The sequence below is a fragment of the Streptomyces sp. NPDC052064 genome (genome assembly GCF_055585925.1).
This window is the reverse complement of record NZ_JBVJJE010000006.1, coordinates 73,078-90,090: the sequence shown is the minus strand read 5'-3', so window position 1 is coordinate 90,090 and position 17,013 is coordinate 73,078. Positions and strand designations below refer to the sequence as shown.

Here is a 17,013-nt window from a genome sequence, read left to right as displayed (position 1 = left end):
TTGAGGTGTGCGCCAGCCCTTGTTGGCCCGTCTGGCCTACGTGATGCGCCGGCCCCGCTGAGCAGCGTCCGAGGCTCGGAGTGCTTGCGCTCGAACCGAGCGGCTCACTCTGAAGTGCGAAGCGAATCTCAGTTGCGTCGACTATGGGGTCGGGTGTGCCGCCTGTCAACGCTTTCTCGTCGACTTTTGGTAAAAAGCTTGGCTCTTCACTGAAAGGGTCGCTGGGCATCACGGACTTCGGGACCTCTGTGACGCACTCGAGATCTCCGGGGTCCATGTGTATACGCGCTGTCGGCCGAGCCGATATGTGATCCAAATCGAGGGGGCAGTGCTAAAGCGCGTTGATGACGTGCGTAAAGCGGCGCAGACCCTCTTCGAGTGCCGTCTCGTCCGTGGCGAAGGAAAGGCGTACGTGTCCCTCGCCCGACGGGCCGAATTCGGACCCGGCGCGCACGAGCACGCCTCCGTCGGCGAACAGTTGCACGAGTTCGACGGAGGACAGGGCGCTGTCGATACGGGGGAATGCGTAGAACGCTCCAAGAGGCCGAACGACGCTCACTCCATCGAGACCGTCGAGGTGCCGCATGACCAGATCACGGCGGCGCTGGAAGCGCGCCGAGAGTGCGTGCAGATCTTTGTCGGGAATGCGCAGCGCCTCGACGGCCGCGTCCTGGACGAAGGTGTTCAAAGGCCCGTTGATCGTCCGGTGAACGAGGTTGATCTTCTCGGCGACCGCGGCGGCGGCGCAGATGAAACCGATGCGCCAACCGGTCATCGAGTACGACTTGGAGAACGTGCCGGAGAGCACCACCCGGTCCCGCACGGAGATCAGTTCAGCTGCGGAGGTGAACGCGATCTCGTCGAAGACGATGTCGCTGTATGCCTCGTCCGACAGGAGGTAGAGGTCGGGGTGATCGCGGAGAATGGCGCCGACTCCTTCGATATCGGCCTTGGAGAACACCATTCCGGTGGGGTTCACGGGATTGCACAGGATGAGCATGCGAGCACCCGCTGCGGCCGCCGCGAGTTTGTGCAGGTCGATCGAGCCGTCCGGCCGAGTGGAGATCCACTCGACCTTGGCCCCTGCCATGGCCGCGTGGTCCGCGTACAGGGAGTAGGTCGGTTCGGGGAGCAGCACTCGATCGCCCGGGTTCAGCAAAGCGAGGACGGTGGCTGCGAGGCCGGCGCTGCCTCCGTGAGTGACGACGACATTCGCCGGTTCGGCCTTGGTGCCCTGGAAACGCGCCAGGTGGGAGGCGATCTCCTGGCGGAGATCCGGAGACCCCGTGATCTGCGAGTAACGAGTGCGACCGGCGCGCAACGCCCGGACGGCAGCCTCCACCACTGGCTGCGGCGTGTTGCTGTCTGGTTCACCCATGGCCAGAGAGACGGCGCCCGGCACCGCACCGCCCAGCGTTGCGGGCCGCCTCGACGCTGCTCTGATGCGTTCCGGGAGAGAACCGGCCGTTCGGGAGGGGAGGGCGCTCATCCGATCTCCATGGGGTCACGACGGATGTAAAGTGCGAGCACATTCTCACATCGGGATGAGCGGTTCAAGGGTGGGGGCGCGGCTGGATCGGCCGGAGGCAGGTGGTTGCACATGCCCGAGCGGGTGCGCGGTGGGCGCGCTGTGGTCCGGTGGGCATGCCTGAAGCCCACCGCAGACGCCGTGGGTGGTTGGTTCCTGGTGCTGAGCCAAGGCCCCCGCAGGGAGCCGCCCCTCACCGGCTGCCGGTCGTGTGCCTCAGGCGCCGGCCCAGCCCTGGAGAGCCCCGTAGTAGGCCGCCGTCAAACGGCTGATCGCTTCCTCCTCCGGGAGGCCGGTGCTGATCAGGTCCAGGATCTCGCGTGGATCGAACATGGCGTTGTACAGGAACAACGCGTGATCGAAATGATCGTCCGGCACGTCCAGGTGCCGCATCACACTGCGAATGGGGCGCTCCCAGGCGTCCCGGACCGGGGTGATCACCTCGTCGTTGTCGCGCAGGCGGGTGAGGAAGCCCGTGCGCGACCGGATCTGGACCATGGCAGGGCCGTAGCTGCGGACCAGGCGAGCCCACTCGCGGACGACCTCCTCGAACAGGTCCGGGCCGGTCTTCAGGCAGTCATGGCTGTAATTGCGCAGCTGGACGATAACGCCGAGCAGGTAGGCCTTGAGGAGCTCCTCGACCGACGGGAAGTACCGGTAGGCCGTGGCCAGCGACAGGTTGGCTCGCTCCGCGACGACCGCCATGGTCATCGCGCCGGGCTCGGTCCTGAGCGCTTCCCCCACGGCCTCCAGGAGCTTGCGCCGGTTGCGGACCGCGTCGCGGCGCATACCGCGCCCAGCACCCTGTTCCTCGTTCTTGACCGTCAGGGGGAGCCTCCCGGGATGCCTCATCGGAGAGAGGTGTCTCACCTCTGGGCAAGACGATAGTGACGTCTGTCCGAGTCGCTCAAGCGGCCGGGCCTTGCCCGATGCCGCGATCTGCATGTATGGCTCTGCCGAGCTGGTACCAAGGCTGCACCATTCGGACTGTCATCGCCTCGGAGGAGCTGGTACGAGCCTGACCCGGCGCGGCGGGTGGTCCGTCGTGCGGGGCGACTGCCCGAGCGCGATCTCCCGCCGTCTTCCTCGGTGTCCGTCCGGGCCTCTGACCCGAGGGCTGGGCGAGCGGATCTCAACGCGGGAGGATCGTCACCTCGGCCCGGTTGAAGCGGGAGCTGTTACCCATGGCGTGGAACGGCACGTCGTCAGGGCTGGGGCCCGTACTCGACGTCTCGGCCTGCGGCGAGTACTGCTGGTACGGGTTGCCGGGGCCCAGCGCGAGGGGAATCGTCAAGCGCCCCTGGGCGTCGGCGGTGGCCGACCGCGCTGAAGCGCCCTCGTGGTCGCGGACGGTGACGTGATACCGCGTGCCCGGGCGAGCCAGCGAGGGCGTCCGTACCGTGGCCGAGCCGTTCCCGACCACCGTGAAGCGGCGCTGGCGCGCAACGTTCAGCGCACTGAACTCGGTGACGTCCCGCCGCATCCGTACGGTCCAGCCGTAGGCGCTGTACTGCTGCCTGATCGACGAGAAGGTGAACGACCGGGGAGTGGCGCGGTGCTGCGCGTGGCGGGCGAAGTAGGACTTCAGGTGCGGTATCCAGGCCCGGAGGTCGGCCTGCCAGTAGGGCCATGTGTGGCTGCCGGGTCCGTAGTCGTGCCAGCGGTGCCGGATGCCGAGATCCAGCAGGCGCTCGTGGAAGGACACGTTCTCCTGCCGGATTCTTTGTTCCGTGGGGTCCACGGTCTCGCCGTCGTGCCGGGGCCGGCCGTTGCCCGTGTACAGGGACACGTCCGTGTGGGCCAGATTGGCTGCCAGGTCCCAGGGGTTGTCCCCGCGCCAGCGGACTTCCTGCGTCGCCCACGGGCCCCAGAGGGAGGGGTGGAGCTGCTCGATGATGGTGCGCATCTGGACGTTCTGGTGGTCGACGTCTCCGGAGAACGAGCCGACGGCACCGAAGAGGTCGGGGTGCCGGGCGGAGTACGAGACGGCCCCGAACCCGCCCATCGACAGTCCGGCTGCGGCCCGGGCCCCGCGCTCGGGGATCGTGCGGTAGTGCTCGTCCACCCAGGGGAGGAGCCTGTTGATGTGGAAGGTCTCCCACATCGGCCGGCCGTGGTGGCCGTTGTTCCACCAGTCGGCGTACCACTCCGTGGAGCCGGCGTCCGGCATCACCACGATCGCGGGCAGGCCGGCCGTGATCTCCTCCGCGGCACCGTCCTGTGTCCAGCTCGAAGCGCTCTGCCCTCCACCGTGGTAGAGGTACAGCACGGGGTAACGGCGCCCCTTCTGCGCGTCGTAGCCGCGGGGGAGCAGTACGCGCACCTTGGTCGTGCCGTCGAGCGCGGACGAGGTGAAGGTCAGGTCGCTGAGCCGCGGCGAGAGTCGCTTCTGATTCACCGGCGTGATGCCGGTTTCGGTGCGGGCTGCCGCGGCCGCCTCGGCTGTCCGGGCGGGAGGGTGACTGCATCCGAAGACCATCGCCGCCCCCAGAGCGAGTGCCGCGGGAATCCCCACGCGCCTGCCGTTCAAGATGGTCCGTCTCCTTGTGGTCATGTTTCGCTTCTCTGTCCGTGCCGGGCTCGCGGCGCCCGGCGGGCACGCGACGGCGGCTGTCTCCGGGGTCGGCGTGCCGCCGTCTCGGTGTCCGGCGATGATCGGGGGGCGCGGCGTCCGTGGATGTCGTAGCCGCGGGCTGCGACCGTCTCTGTGACCCGCCGCCGTCGATGCCGCCGCGGGCTTCTGGCATCGTGCGCTCAAGCCGCTTCGAGACGGGTCGGCCGACCAGGCGCGCGCACGCTCGTGGCTCGCTCATCGCCGACGAGGAGCCGGATCCCGGTCTCGCCGGTGCGCGGGCGCGCAGGTCGGCCGCGCCTCGGCGGTTTCAGCGGGGGCGTCGCCAGGGTCTTCGATTCGTGTCGGCAAGGTGCTCGTCGACGAAGGCACGTCGCCCGATCCGATCGATGGCTTGGTCGCCTGCGCCTTCGGATGTGCCGTGGCCGTAGAAGTGTTCGCCGGCGGCCGCCACGCCGGATGCGGCCGGGGTTGCGCGTCGACGAACCCGGCGGAGAGCGGGGCGGCCGGTTCGGGGCCTTCGCCGCAGACCGGTACCGGACGAGGTCACAACGTGGACCGCGCTCGGGGCGGGCGCGGCAGTATCGGCCAACGGCGCAGACGCAGCGGAGGTCTCGGCCGGGGTGCGAGTCTCGGATGGCCGAGAGCGAGGCATGTGAGGTCTCCTCGACTGCGCGTGCGCGATCGGCGAACCGACCACCTCAATCTCGAAATTGGATTCGTATTTTGAGATTGAGGTGGACGCTAGCACACGGTTTCAGCCGCACGGAAGTTCTCAGGCCTCGTCGTCGACCACCCCTGCGAGGAAGGCCTCGATGCCGGTCGGCACGTCCACCGCGCCCGGGTTGTACAGCCATTGCATCTGGAGTCCGTCGATGGCTGCGATGAGCAGGTTCGCGAGGACCTCCGGCCTGGTGTCGACCTTCAGGCGTCCGCGACCGCGCAACTCGGCGAAGATCCGGGTCAGGTGCAGGCGCAGGCTGTCGTAGCGGGCCCGGTACAGCTCGTGGGCGGGATGCCCGTCGGTCGTGGCCTCGCTCGAGATGATGCTATGCAGCTGGATCAGCCCGGGTCGGGCCTTGTTGGCCCGCACGACCCGCAGTTGAGTCTGCAGAACATCCAGGTCATCGGCTTCCCGGACGATCGCGGCCGTCTCCCGCTCGTGTGCGGCGAGAACCTCGACCAGCAGTTCCGCCTTGCTGCCGAAGTGGTGCAGCAGGCCGGTCTGGCTGATGCCGGCCCGCTCTGCGATGTCCTTCATGGTGGCGCCGTGGAAGCCTCCGGCGCCGAATGCCTCGACGCAGGCGTCGAGAATCTTCTGCCGCACCTCGGCGGTCTTCGCGTAGGACCCCCGGGGGCCGCGGGCCCCGCTGTTCGCTGTCTTCGCCTGCTTTGTCACGGGTCGAGCATAGAGCGGTACCTTGCGCCTGACTCAATTTGTCAACGTGCTTCTGTTTTAGCGTGGCGAGGCGGCGAAGTCGTCGCCCGGACGGCCTCCTGATAGGTGACCACCGCGCGGAAGCGGACGGCGCCCTTGGCGACCCTGTCGACCACCGTGACCACCTCCTCCTTCGGGAACGTCTCGACCATGGGGGTGACCTTTCCCGCGGCAGCGGGGTCGAGGGCCTCCCGGAGGTACTGCGGCCCGTTGTGGGTGGAACCGACTCACCCGCATTCGCGTGCCGATGAACGGAAGGCCCCTGCCCGCTTGATGCACCGTCAGGTGAGTCAGCGTCTGGTCAGCATCAGTCCCGCCCTTTATGGTGCGGCTGTCCGCACAGACACCTGGTGGCGGCGTCATAACCGCCTCGATCGCGTGGAAGCGCAGGTAGGCAGCCCTCTCCTCGGAGTGAAGCGATGTTCCTCACAATCTTCGAGTCCGGCGCGTGCCAGTTGTAGAGTGAAGACCGCCCTTGACCTGCAAAAAGCTGGCAGGGAGCCGTCTTCCAGGAGTCCAAAGTGCTGCGTACTCTGTTCAAGTCCAAGATCCACCGCGCCACCGTCACCCAGGCCGACCTGCACTACGTGGGATCGGTGACCATCGACGCCGACCTGCTCGACGCCGCCGACCTGCTGCCGGGCGAACTCGTGCACATCGTGGACATCACCAACGGCGCCCGGCTGGAGACATACGTCATCGAGGGCGAGCGCGGGTCCGGGGTCGTCGGGATCAACGGGGCCGCCGCCCATCTCGTCCACCCCGGCGATCTGGTGATCATCATCAGCTACGCGCAGGTGACGGACGCCGAGGCGCGGGCACTCACCCCCCGGGTCGTGCACGTGGACCGCGACAACCGGATCGTGGACCTCGGCGCCGACCCGTCCGAGCCGGTACCGGGCTCGGACCAGCAGCGCAGCCCGCAGGCCGTCAGGGCCTGACCAGACGCAGACGGGACAGGAGCATGTCCATATGAAGGACCTGGAGATCCGCGACGCCCGGGCGGCGGGCCGCCTGGAGGCGGTGTCCAGCGGTGAAGTCGTCGGCCGCATCGAGTACTTCGTGCTCGACAGCCCCGAACGCGCGCTCGTGCCCGTGCACACGATCGTCGAACCGGCCCACGAGGGCCAGGGCATCGCGGGCGCGCTGGCACGAGAGCTCTACGGCATCGCCGCCCGCGAGGACAGCGCCGTCGCCCCGCTCTGCCCCTACGTCGCCAAGTGGTCCGAACGCCACCCCGACGAGGCCCCACCGGCAGACCAGAGCCTGCTGACAGCGGCGAAGGACTGGCTGACCGAACACCCCGGCCGCTTCTGACTCGCGAGCCGGGACATACAGTGTCCGACCCCGACCCCGACCTCGTTTACCTCCACCTGGCCCCTCCGCGTCCTGCGCGGGGGTGACTGGGGAAGCAGTCGACGGGTAGGCGGGGGAGTAGTCCAGAGCCGGAGTCGAGCGACTGGCTGGAGGACCTCATGACGAATCCGTATCCCGACCCCGTGCCACCGGGACCGACACCGGGCCCGGAGCCGCACCCCGATCCGGTACCGAACCCGCAGCCACCGCCGGGACCGGAGCCCACCCCGCCGCCCCCGGCGCCGACCCCACCCCCGGGGCCGACCCCGCCGGGGCCCCCGGGCCCCGACCCGGTGCCGGGACCCGACCCGTCCCCGATCCCGCCGGGACCGGAACCCGTACCGAACCCCGAGCCGGGCCCGCCACTGTCCTGAACGGCGGCAGGAGAACCGGCAGGAGAACCGACAGGAGAACCGGCAGAGAACCGGCAAGAGAACGGGGCCGGTGGACAGCCGATGCAGCCGTCCACCGGCCCCGTTCCGGGCCATCAGCGCGGAGCGCCTACGCGGAGACCTCCGACCGGTCCCCACCCCACAGCGTGTGGAACGACCCGTCCCGGTCCACCCTCCGGTAGGTGTGCGCACCGAAGTAGTCCCGCTGCCCCTGCGTCAGCGCCGCCGGCAGCCGCTCCGCGCGCAGGGCGTCGTAGTAGGCGAGCGCCGCGGCGAAACCGGGCGTCGGCACGCCCTGGCGGGTCGCGGCGATCAGCACCTCGCGCCAGTCGTCCTGGGCGTCCGCGATCTCCTGCGCGAACGTCGCGTCCGACAGCAGGCTCGGCAGATCCGGCCGGGCGTCGTAGGCCGCGCGGATGCGGTCCAGGAAGGCCGCGCGGATGATGCAGCCGCCCCGCCAGAGCGCGGACACCGCACCCAGGTCGATGTCCCAGCCGTACTCACCGCGCGCCGCGTCGATCTCGTGGAAGCCCTGCGTGTACGACACGATCTTCGACGCGTACAGCGCCTGCTCCACCCGGTCGGCGAAGGCCCGGGCCTCCGCCTCGCCCATCGGCTGCGCCTTCGGGCCGGCCAGCCCGCGCGAGGCCTCCCGCAGTTCCGCGTGGCCCGACAGCGAACGGGCGAAGACCGCCTCGGCGATGCCGGACACCGGCACGCCCAGGTCGAGTGCGATCTGCACGGTCCAGCGGCCGGTGCCCTTCTGTTCGGCCTGGTCGACCACCACGTCCACGAACGGCTTGCCCGTCTCCGTGTCCACGTGCGAGAGCACCTCGGCCGTGATCTCGATCAGGTACGAGTCCAGGCGGCCCTGGTTCCAGGTGCGGAAGATCTCCGCGATCTGGGCGGGCGAGTACCCGGCGACGTCGCGCAGCAGTTGGTAGGCCTCGCCGATGAGCTGCATGTCCGCGTACTCGATGCCGTTGTGCACCATCTTCACGAAGTGCCCGGCACCGTCCGGGCCGACGTGGGAGACGCACGGCGAACCGTCGGCCGCCTTGGCGGAGATCTTCTCCAGCATCGGGCCAAGCGAGTCGTACGACTCCTTCGGGCCGCCCGGCATGATGCTCGGCCCGTTGAGCGCGCCCTCCTCGCCGCCGGACACGCCCATGCCGACGAAGTGGATGCCCTGCTCGCGCAGGTCGCGCTCCCGGCGCCGGGTGTCCGCGAAGTGCGCGTTGCCGCCGTCGATGATCATGTCGCCGGGCTCCAGCAGCGGCGCGAACTCCTCGATCACCGCGTCCGTCGGCTCACCGGCCTTCACCATCACGACCAGCCGCCGCGGCCGCTCCAGCGCGGCCACGAACTCCTTGGTGGTCTCGCACGCGACGAAGTCCCCCTCGCCGCCGAACTCCTCTACCAGGGCGCGCGTGCGCGCGGGCGTCCGGTTGTGCACCGCCACCGCGTAGCCGTTGCGGGCGAAGTTGCGGGCGAGGTTGCGGCCCATGACCGCGAGACCCGTGACGCCGATCTGCGCTGTACTGCTCATTCGGTTGGCTCCTAAAGACCTCGGTATCGGTGCTGCGGATGGTGTCCACCAGCATGCCCCAGTCGCCCATCCTGACGTGCCGAGACGTCGTCCGCACGCGCGGGTCGTACGACGTCGCGCAGGCAGATACGCACAAGAGCCCCCGTCGCACTCACCCGACGTACGCGTCCCCGCGCGCGCCGCACACGCGCACCGGGTGACGTACACGGTGCACCGCCGTGGCGCACGTCGCGCAACAGGGGCCTCATCCCGGCCATTTGGGCAACCGGGCGGCCGATAGCCGCCTTGTCCTGGCCGGTTCGCAGCGCTTACTTTTGCCCCTCCTGACGCATGTCTAGGGGGGCTCTCGATGGCCGTACGCGGCCGGCATCGCCGGTATCAGCCGAACAGGATCAACCGCGCCTCACTCACCGTCACGGCGGGCGGCGCGGGCATCGCGCTCCCGTTCATGGGCGCCGGCACCGCCCAGGCGGCGGACGTGGACACCTGGAACAAGGTCGCCGCCTGCGAGTCGAGCAACGACTGGAACGTCAACACCGGCAACGGCTTCTACGGCGGGCTCCAGTTCACCCACTCCACCTGGGAGGCGTACGGCGGCCGGGCCTACGCGGCACGCGCGGACCTGGCCACCAAGGACCAGCAGATCGCCGTCGCCGAGAAGGTGCTCGACGGGCAGGGCCCGGGCGCCTGGCCGGTGTGCTCCGTACGGGCCGGACTGACCCGGGGCGGAGCCGAGCCAGACATCCGGCCGGCCGCGGAGAGCACGAGGAAGGGCGAGAAGGCAGACCGGAAGCAGAGGCCCAGGACCTCCATCGAGGACGTGCGGCCGCAGTCCACGCCGCAGTCCCGGGCGGGCAGCGCCGAGATGTACACGGTGGTGCGGGGCGACACACTCTCCGGCATCGCGGAGGAGCGGGAGGTGCGGGGCGGCTGGCGAGGTCTGTACGCGGCCAACCGCTCGTCCATAGGGGCCGATCCCGACCTGATCGTGCCCGGCCAGCGGCTCGCGCTGCGCGGCGAGGGCGCCACGAAGACGCGTCCCGCCCCCGAGCGGGCCCCGTCGGCCAAGCCGTCGACGAAGAAACCGTCTTCGAAGAAGCCGTCGTCGAAGTCCCCGGACCGCGCCGAGGAGCGTGCCGAGGACCGGTCCGAGAACGAGAGCAAGGAGCGCGCAGCACGGTCCACGGCCACCCGGCAGGGCTTGGTCGCCCCCGTCAGCGCCTCGCTGGGGACGCCCTACCGCAAGGCCGGCTCGTCCTGGTCGAAGGGGTACCACACCGGCGTCGACTTCCCCGTGCCCACGGGCACGTCCGTCAAGTCCGTCGCTTCGGGCAGCGTCGTCAGCGCCGGGTGGGGCGGCTCGTACGGCTACCAGGTCGTCATCCGGCACAGCGACGGCCGCTACAGCCAGTACGCCCATCTGTCGGCCATCTCCGTGCGGGACGGGCAGACGGTGAGCGCGGGCCAGCGCATCGGCCGCTCCGGCTCCACCGGAAACAGCTCGGGCCCGCATCTGCACTTCGAGGTGCGGACGGGGCCCGGTTTCGGCTCGGACGTCGACCCCATCGCGTACCTGAGGGCCGGCGGCGTCAGGATCTGATGCGCGTGCGGTGCCGGTCCACCGTGGGCATCGGCACGTACGGGATGCCGTAGAAGGCTGCGTAGGAGAGCGGGCGTTCCTCGGAGGACACCGACGGTTCCCCGCTCTCGTACGCGATGTCCGCGTCGGCCCCGGACGCGTCGGCCCCGGACGCACCGGCAACGGACGCACCGGCAACGGACGCACCGGCAACGGACGCACCCGCAACGGCGACCGCGGGCACGGTCACCGGCACGTTCCCTGACACCTCGCGACCGACTCCGCCACGATCACCAGCCCCGGCGCCCAGCGCCTTGGGCAGCGCACCCACGGCGACGGGCGGCGCGCCCACCCTCCGGGGCAGACCCTCTGCCGGCCCGGGCAGCTCGGCCGCAGGCCCGGGCAAGGAGACCGGCGCCCCCAGCCCCGTGTCCGAAGGAACCAGACCCGTCCCGGCGACCTCCAGCCCGGTCCCCGCGCTCTCCGGCTGGGCCTGTGTGAGCCGCTCCGTCGTCAGCAGGATCAGGCCGCCCGCCGCCACCACGCCGCAGCTCAGGGCGAGCGCCGTGCCCGTCGTGCCGTAGCGGAAGGTTTCTCCGAACATCGTGATGCCGACGGCGGCCGCGACCACCGGGTTCACGACCGTCAGCGTGGCCAGCGGGGCCGCGAGGCCGGCACCCCGGTAGGAGGCCTGCGACAGCAGCATGCCGGCCGTGGCGAGGACGCCGATCACGGCGAGGGACGGAACATCGGCCGCCGACACACCGCCGGTCCAGTCGACCGCGACGGTCTTGGTGAACACCGAGGACATGCCGAACGCGATACCGGAGGCGGTCGCCAGCAGCATGCTGCGGACCGCCGGGTGCCGGTGCGCGGTGCGGCCGGCGATCATCAGCGCCACGACCACACCCGCGGTGACCAGGGCCACGGCCACCCGCTCCGCCGCGTCCAGCGACCGCGCGTCGGACGCGGCGACCAGGGACAGCAGACCCGCGAGCCCCACCGTCGCCATGATCGCGCCCCGCCACGCCGTGGCACCCGCCTTGCGGCCGACGAACAGCGCCGCCATCGGCAGGGCCACCACGATGGTCAGCGCGCCGAGCGGTTGCACCAGACTGAGCGGGCCGTACGCCAGCGCCACCACGTGCAGCAGACCGCCGAGGCCGTTGAGCGCGACCGCCGCCCACCAGCCCGGCCGCCGCAGCGGCGCGTACTGCTCGCCCGGCGAGGACGCCGCGACCCGCTCCTGCACGATCGCCCCGCCCGCGTAGGCGAACGCGGAGACGAGGGACAGCAGGACGGACAACGCGAGGGCGCTCATCGGCTGCTCCTCTGCGTCAGGCGGGGGCGATCAGCCCGGCGCGGCGATTGGTCGGCTTTCATGACCAACACCCTGCCGTGTCCAGGTCTTCCCGTCGTCGTCCCTGAGCACTCATTGGGTCCTACTGCCGATGGAGTACGAGGGGATCCCCATCATCCCCTGGGTGGGCGACCTTGGTCGGGGGCACCGGGTCGCATCCCCTAGGGGCCTTGGTACTACTGCTCTTCGTGGACCTCGACCCCGGCCTTGCCGCGCTCCGCCCGCTCGGCGGCTACTTCGTGCTGCGCACGGGAGAAGCGGCGGCGGGGCCTCTTCCCACTCTCGCACAGGCCTACGCCGCCGCGTCACCGGATGTGTGCGGAAATTCCCTGATTTTCCGTGTCGGCAACGTCGCGAACGCCTTGCGTACTCCGGAGTTGCGCGTCGCGGCGTCCGTGGCCCACCTGGGACTGGCGGCCCGCCTCTGGTCCGTGGCGGTCGGCTGCGCCGCGCTCTACGGCCGTGTCCCCGACCTCGACGCCCGGCTGCTGCACTGGGACGCCGGCGCCGGCGCCCCCGACGACCTGTGGCTCTCGGACGTACGGCCGCTCGCCGGGAACGCGCGGACCGTCGCGGACGTCGTCCTGCACGGCCACCTCGAACCCCTCTCGGCGGCCCTGCGTGCCCACCACCGCCTCGCCCCGGGCCTGCTGCGGGGCAACGCCGCCTCCGCGCTGGCGGGTGCCGCGCGGGAACTCGACCGCTGGGCCCGGCGGCACGGCCGTACGGACACAGCCGCCCGGGCCCGTTCCCTGGCCGCGGAACTCCTCGCGCACCCCCTGCTCACCGGCACCGGAACCCTCGCCGGTACCGCCTTCCGGCGCCGCAGCTGCTGTCTGTATTACCGCGTGCCCGGAGGGGGTGTCTGCGGTGACTGTTGCTTCACACGGCCGCCTCGCTCTTCCCCACACGCCCCATCTGGGTGACCATGAAAGGGAACGGCCGCTGAGAGCAGGGAGTTGCGGGTGCGAGTGGGACTGCTGACCCGGGAGTACCCGCCGGATGTGTACGGCGGTGCAGGTGTCCACGTGGAGTTCCTCGCCCGGGAGCTCAGACCTCTGGTCGACCTGGACGTGCACTGCTGGGGCGAGGGCCGCGCCGACGGCGTGCTGCGCCACCGGCCCTGGTCCACGCTCGACGGCGCCAACGACGCGCTGCGCACCTTCTCCGTCGACCTGGCCATGGCCGCCGCCCTCGAAGGCCGCGAGCTGGTCCACTCCCACACCTGGTACGCCAACCTCGGCGGCCACCTCGCCAAGCTCCTGTACGGCATCCCGCACGTGATGACCGCGCACTCCCTGGAGCCGCTGCGCCCCTGGAAGGCCGAGCAGCTAGGCGGCGGCTACGAGCTGTCGAGCTGGGCCGAGCGCACCGCGATCGAGGCCGCCGACGCGGTGATCGCCGTGTCGGCGGCCATGCGTGAGGACATCCTCGGCTGCTACCCCGTACTGGACCCGGAGAAGGTCCACGTCGTGCACAACGGCATCGACACGAGCCTGTACCGGCCCGACCACGGCACGGACGCCCTGGACCGGATCGGCCTCGACCGCTCCCGCCCGTACGTGCTGTTCGTCGGCCGCATCACCCGCCAGAAGGGCGTGCCCCACCTGCTGCGCGCGGTGCGGGACATAGACCCGGCCGCGCAGGTCGTGCTGTGCGCGGGCGCACCGGACACGCCGGAGATCGACCAGGAGTTCCGCGAGCTGTTCGGGGAGCTGAGCCGGGTCCGTGACGGCGTGTTCTGGATTCCGAGGATGCTGCCGCGCCCGGAGGTGATCCAGCTCCTCACGCATGCCGCCCTGTTCGTCTGCCCCTCGGTGTACGAGCCGCTCGGCATCGTGAACCTGGAGGCGATGGCCTGCGGCACGCCCGTGGTGGCCTCGGCGGTCGGCGGGATCCCCGAGGTCGTGGACGACGGCAGGACGGGCCTGCTCGTCCCGGCCGGCGACGGCTTCGAGGCGGGTCTCGCCCGGGCCATGGACTCCGTTCTGGGCGACCCGGAGGCCGCCCGGCGGATGGGCGAGGCCGGGCGGGAACGCGCGGTCGGCGAGTTCGGCTGGGACGCGGTGGCCCGCCGCACGGTCCGGCTCTACGAGGAGATCCTGAAACAGGCTTAGTACGAGCTGCTCAGGGGCAGGCATCCGGAAATCGGCGTGAGGGGAGCGGCCATGCGTCGTGGTGGTCCTTCGGTCCTGGGAATCGTGCTGGCCGGCGGAGAGGGCAAGCGTCTGATGCCCCTGACCGCGGACCGGGCGAAACCCGCGGTGACCTTCGGCGGTACCTACCGCCTGGTCGACTTCGTCCTGTCCAACCTGGTGAACGCGGACGTGCTGCGCATCTGCGTCCTGACGCAGTACAAGTCGCACTCGCTGGACCGGCACATCACCACCACGTGGCGGATGTCCAGCCTGCTCGGCAACTACGTCACACCCGTGCCCGCCCAGCAGCGCCTCGGCCCGCGCTGGTACCTGGGCAGCGCCGACGCGATCCTCCAGTCGCTGAACCTGATCTACGACGAGCGGCCCGAGTACGTCGCCGTCTTCGGCGCCGACCACGTCTACCGCATGGACCCCCGCCAGATGCTCGCCCAGCACATCGACAGCGGAGCGGGCGTCACGGTGGCCGGGATCCGGGTGCCGCGCACCGAGTCCTCGGCGTTCGGCGTGATCACGCCGGGCTCGGACGGCCAGACGGTGGAGCGCTTCCTGGAGAAGCCGACGGATCCGCCCGGCCTGGCGGACGACCCGGAGATGGTCTTCGCCTCCATGGGCAACTACATCTTCACCACGAAGGCCCTCATCGAGGCGCTCCAGCGGGACGCGGAGGACGAGCACTCCGTGCACGACATGGGCGGCTCGATCCTGCCCCAGCTCACCGACCGGGGCGAGGCCGCGCTGTACGACTTCAGCGCCAACCACGTGCCCGGCGAGACCACCCGCGACCAGGGCTACTGGCGGGACGTCGGCACGCTGGACGCCTACTACGAGGCGCACATGGACCTGATCGCCGAGCGCCCGGCCTTCAACCTGTACAACCGCAGCTGGCCCATCTACACGCACTCGTACCAGCTCTCGCCGGCCCGCTTCAACGCCGGGGGCATCGCCAGCGAGTCCATCATCAGCGCCGGCTGCCTCATCCGCGGGCAGGTCACGCGGTCCGTGCTGTCGCCGGGTGTGGTGGTCGACCCCGGAGCCGTCGTGCAGGGGTCGGTGCTGCACGACAACGTGCACATCGGCCGGGGCGCGGTGGTGCGCGGCGCCGTCCTCGACAAGAACGTCGAGGTGCCGCCGGGCGCGACGATCGGCGTCAACCCGGAGCGCGACGCGGAGCTGTACACGGTGTCCGAGGGCGGGGTCATCGCGCTCGGCAAGGGGCAGCTGGTCACCTGAGCAGGGGTGCGGCCGGGCGACCGGGGGTGCGGCGGGACACGCCGGCCCCGACGGTCGGCGTGCTCTGGTCAGCGGCGAGTACGGCTGCCTGGGGCCGACGGTGCCCGGCCACGACTGGTCGGTGGGGCAGTCGTACGTCGACGTCGACCCCACCTACGACCGGGCCGGTACTCGGACACGGCCCGGCTGAGGGCCGGCACCAGGCGTCGATCCGTGACGCCTCCCGGGTGACTCCCACCGGGTGCCCGGCGCCGCAACCTGTGCTGAACTGGCCGCACATGCACCATAAGTCCCGCCCCTCTCATCGGGGCGGGGCTTAATCTGCTGTTAACTGTACGTAGCCTGATCGTACTTGACCGTAATCGGCTGGGGGCGATTGACTGCTGACCCACCCGTCGTCGACGCGAGGCAAGCCCTTGACTGCTGACCTGCTCGCTCCTCTCGACCTGGCGTTCTGGAACATCGAGTCCGCTGACCACCCCATGCACCTCGGCGCGCTCGGGATCTTCTCGGCCCACTCGCCCGCCGCCGGCGCCCACGCGGCCGACCTGCTCGCGGCCCGCGCCGCCGGCGTGCCGGGACTGCGGATGCGGATCCGCGACGTGTGGCAGCCGCTGCCCTCCGCGCTGCGCCGGCCCCTCGCCTTCGGCGGCGCGGCCCGCGAGCCCGACCCGGACTTCGACGCCCTGAACCATGTGCGGCTGCACGCGCCGACCGCCGACTTCCACACGGTCGCGGGCCGGCTCATGGGACGTCCGCTGGAGCGTGGCCGGCCACCGTGGGAGGCCCATGTGCTGCCCGGCGAGGACGGGGTCTCCTTCGCGGTGCTGTTCAAGTTCCACCACGCCCTGGCCGACGGGCTGCGGGCGCTGACCCTCGCCGCGGGCGTCATGGACCCGATGGACATGCCCGCCTCCCGGCCCCGCCCCGCCGAGCCCCCGCGCGGCGTGCTGCCGGACGTACGCGAGCTGCCGGAGATGGTGCGCGGCGCCCTGTCCGACGTGGGCCGGGCCCTGGACATCGGCGCCTCCGTCGCCCGCTCCTCCCTCGACGTGCGCTCCACCCCGGCGCTCACCTGCGAGCCGAGCGGTACCCGCCGCACCGCCGGAGTGCTGCTCGACCTCGACGACGTGCACCGCGTCCGCAAGACCGTCGGCGGCACCGTCAACGACGTCCTGATCGCGGTCGTCGCGGGCGCGCTGCGCCGCTGGCTCGACGAGCGCGGCGACGGCAGCGAGGACGTCGCGCCCCGCGCCCTGATCCCCGTCTCCAAACGCCGCCCGCGCACCGCGTACCCGCAGGGCAACCGGCTCTCCGGGTACCTGATACGGCTTCCGGTGGACGACCCGGACCCGCTGGCCCGCCTCGCCTCGGTCCGCACCGCCATGGACCGCAACAAGGACGCCGGCCCCAACCGGGGCGCGGGCGCCGTCGCCCTGCTCGCCGACCACGTCCCGGCCCTGGCCCACCGGCTGGGCGGGCCGCTGGTCGGCCAGGCGGCGCGGCTCTGGTTCGACCTCCTGGTCACCAGCGTGCCCCTGCCCGGCTTCGGCCTGAGGCTCGGCGGCAACCCGCTCACCGCCGTCTTCCCGTTCGCCCCGCTGGCCCCCGGCCACTCCCTGGCGGTGGCGGTCTCGACGTACCGGGGGAGCGTCCACTACGGGCTCGTCGCCGACGGCCATGCCGTGCCGGACCTAGACCGGCTCGCGGCGGCCGTCACGGAGGAGGTGCGCACGCTGATCATCGCCTGCCGGTCCTGAATCGGGCGGGTTTGGCGGTGCGGCCCGCCGCTGCCGTAAAATTCGCCCTTCGAAAGCGGGCGCGACCGGCGCGCCACCACAGCAGAGCAG

The 17,013-nt window shown here is 70.9% G+C and carries 14 protein-coding genes; 7 read left to right on the top strand and 7 right to left on the bottom strand.

The window, feature by feature from the left end:
* Nucleotides 1-331 precede the first annotated feature (331 nt).
* The 5 genes from ACZ6TU_RS17705 to ACZ6TU_RS17685 all read right to left on the bottom strand — a co-directional run bounded on the left by ACZ6TU_RS17705 (nt 332) and on the right by ACZ6TU_RS17685 (nt 5,690).
* Nucleotides 332-1,489 carry a pyridoxal phosphate-dependent aminotransferase gene (locus ACZ6TU_RS17705; protein WP_469549359.1) on the bottom strand — a complete coding sequence of 386 codons (1,158 nt, stop codon included), beginning with the start codon at nt 1,487-1,489 and terminating at the stop codon, nt 332-334.
* Nucleotides 1,490-1,744: 255 nt separating this feature from the next.
* Nucleotides 1,745-2,317, bottom strand: coding sequence for a TetR/AcrR family transcriptional regulator (locus ACZ6TU_RS17700; protein ID WP_469549357.1), 573 nt, complete (start codon nt 2,315-2,317; stop codon nt 1,745-1,747).
* 343 nt (nt 2,318-2,660) lie between these two features.
* Nucleotides 2,661-4,058 carry an alpha/beta hydrolase gene (locus tag ACZ6TU_RS17695; protein WP_469549354.1) on the bottom strand — a complete coding sequence of 466 codons (1,398 nt, stop codon included), beginning with the start codon at nt 4,056-4,058 and terminating at the stop codon, nt 2,661-2,663.
* 817 nt (nt 4,059-4,875) lie between these two features.
* Nucleotides 4,876-5,499, bottom strand: a complete 624-nt coding sequence (locus tag ACZ6TU_RS17690; RefSeq protein ID WP_469549353.1) for a TetR/AcrR family transcriptional regulator — start codon at nt 5,497-5,499, stop codon at nt 4,876-4,878.
* A 41-nt stretch (nt 5,500-5,540) separates the two neighbouring features.
* Nucleotides 5,541-5,690, bottom strand: coding sequence for a hypothetical protein (locus tag ACZ6TU_RS17685; RefSeq protein ID WP_469549350.1), 150 nt, complete (start codon nt 5,688-5,690; stop codon nt 5,541-5,543).
* A gap of 369 nt (nt 5,691-6,059) precedes the next feature.
* Here ACZ6TU_RS17685 and panD point away from each other — a divergent pair, with 369 nt between their 5' ends.
* Complete coding sequence (panD, locus tag ACZ6TU_RS17680; RefSeq protein WP_193508397.1) at nt 6,060-6,479, top strand: aspartate 1-decarboxylase; 420 nt, start codon at nt 6,060-6,062, stop codon at nt 6,477-6,479.
* Between the two features lie 31 nt (nt 6,480-6,510).
* A complete protein-coding gene (locus ACZ6TU_RS17675; protein WP_469549346.1) occupies nt 6,511-6,855 on the top strand; it encodes a GNAT family N-acetyltransferase in 345 nt (114 codons plus the stop codon).
* A gap of 540 nt (nt 6,856-7,395) precedes the next feature.
* On the opposite strand, the gene gndA is transcribed toward ACZ6TU_RS17675, so the two are convergent.
* A complete protein-coding gene (gene gndA / locus ACZ6TU_RS17670; protein ID WP_469549343.1) occupies nt 7,396-8,835 on the bottom strand; it encodes an NADP-dependent phosphogluconate dehydrogenase in 1,440 nt (479 codons plus the stop codon).
* 349 nt (nt 8,836-9,184) lie between these two features.
* On the opposite strand from gndA, the gene ACZ6TU_RS17665 reads away from it, so the two are divergent.
* A complete protein-coding gene (locus ACZ6TU_RS17665; protein WP_467670974.1) occupies nt 9,185-10,435 on the top strand; it encodes a peptidoglycan DD-metalloendopeptidase family protein in 1,251 nt (416 codons plus the stop codon).
* On the opposite strand, the gene ACZ6TU_RS17660 is transcribed toward ACZ6TU_RS17665, so the two are convergent.
* Entirely contained in the window at nt 10,425-11,735 is a 1,311-nt protein-coding gene (locus ACZ6TU_RS17660) for a DMT family transporter (RefSeq protein ID WP_469549340.1), read from the bottom strand. The two genes, ACZ6TU_RS17665 and ACZ6TU_RS17660, sit on opposite strands and share 11 nt — an antisense overlap.
* Before the next feature lie 209 nt (nt 11,736-11,944).
* On the opposite strand from ACZ6TU_RS17660, the gene ACZ6TU_RS17655 reads away from it, so the two are divergent.
* From ACZ6TU_RS17655 to ACZ6TU_RS17640, 4 genes are all read left to right on the top strand, one after another.
* The gene (locus tag ACZ6TU_RS17655; RefSeq protein WP_469549337.1) at nt 11,945-12,700 is read left to right on the top strand and encodes a (2Fe-2S)-binding protein; all 756 of its coding nucleotides are present in this window, start codon (nt 11,945-11,947) and stop codon (nt 12,698-12,700) included.
* Nucleotides 12,701-12,739: 39 nt separating this feature from the next.
* Complete coding sequence (gene glgA, locus ACZ6TU_RS17650) at nt 12,740-13,891, top strand: glycogen synthase (protein ID WP_467670980.1); 1,152 nt, start codon at nt 12,740-12,742, stop codon at nt 13,889-13,891.
* Between the two features lie 51 nt (nt 13,892-13,942).
* Nucleotides 13,943-15,163 carry a glucose-1-phosphate adenylyltransferase gene (gene glgC, locus ACZ6TU_RS17645; protein WP_467670982.1) on the top strand — a complete coding sequence of 407 codons (1,221 nt, stop codon included), beginning with the start codon at nt 13,943-13,945 and terminating at the stop codon, nt 15,161-15,163.
* Between the two features lie 416 nt (nt 15,164-15,579).
* On the top strand, nt 15,580-16,923 hold the full coding sequence (locus tag ACZ6TU_RS17640) for a wax ester/triacylglycerol synthase family O-acyltransferase (RefSeq protein WP_467670984.1): 1,344 nt from the start codon (nt 15,580-15,582) through the stop codon (nt 16,921-16,923).
* Nucleotides 16,924-17,013: the final 90 nt, after the last annotated feature.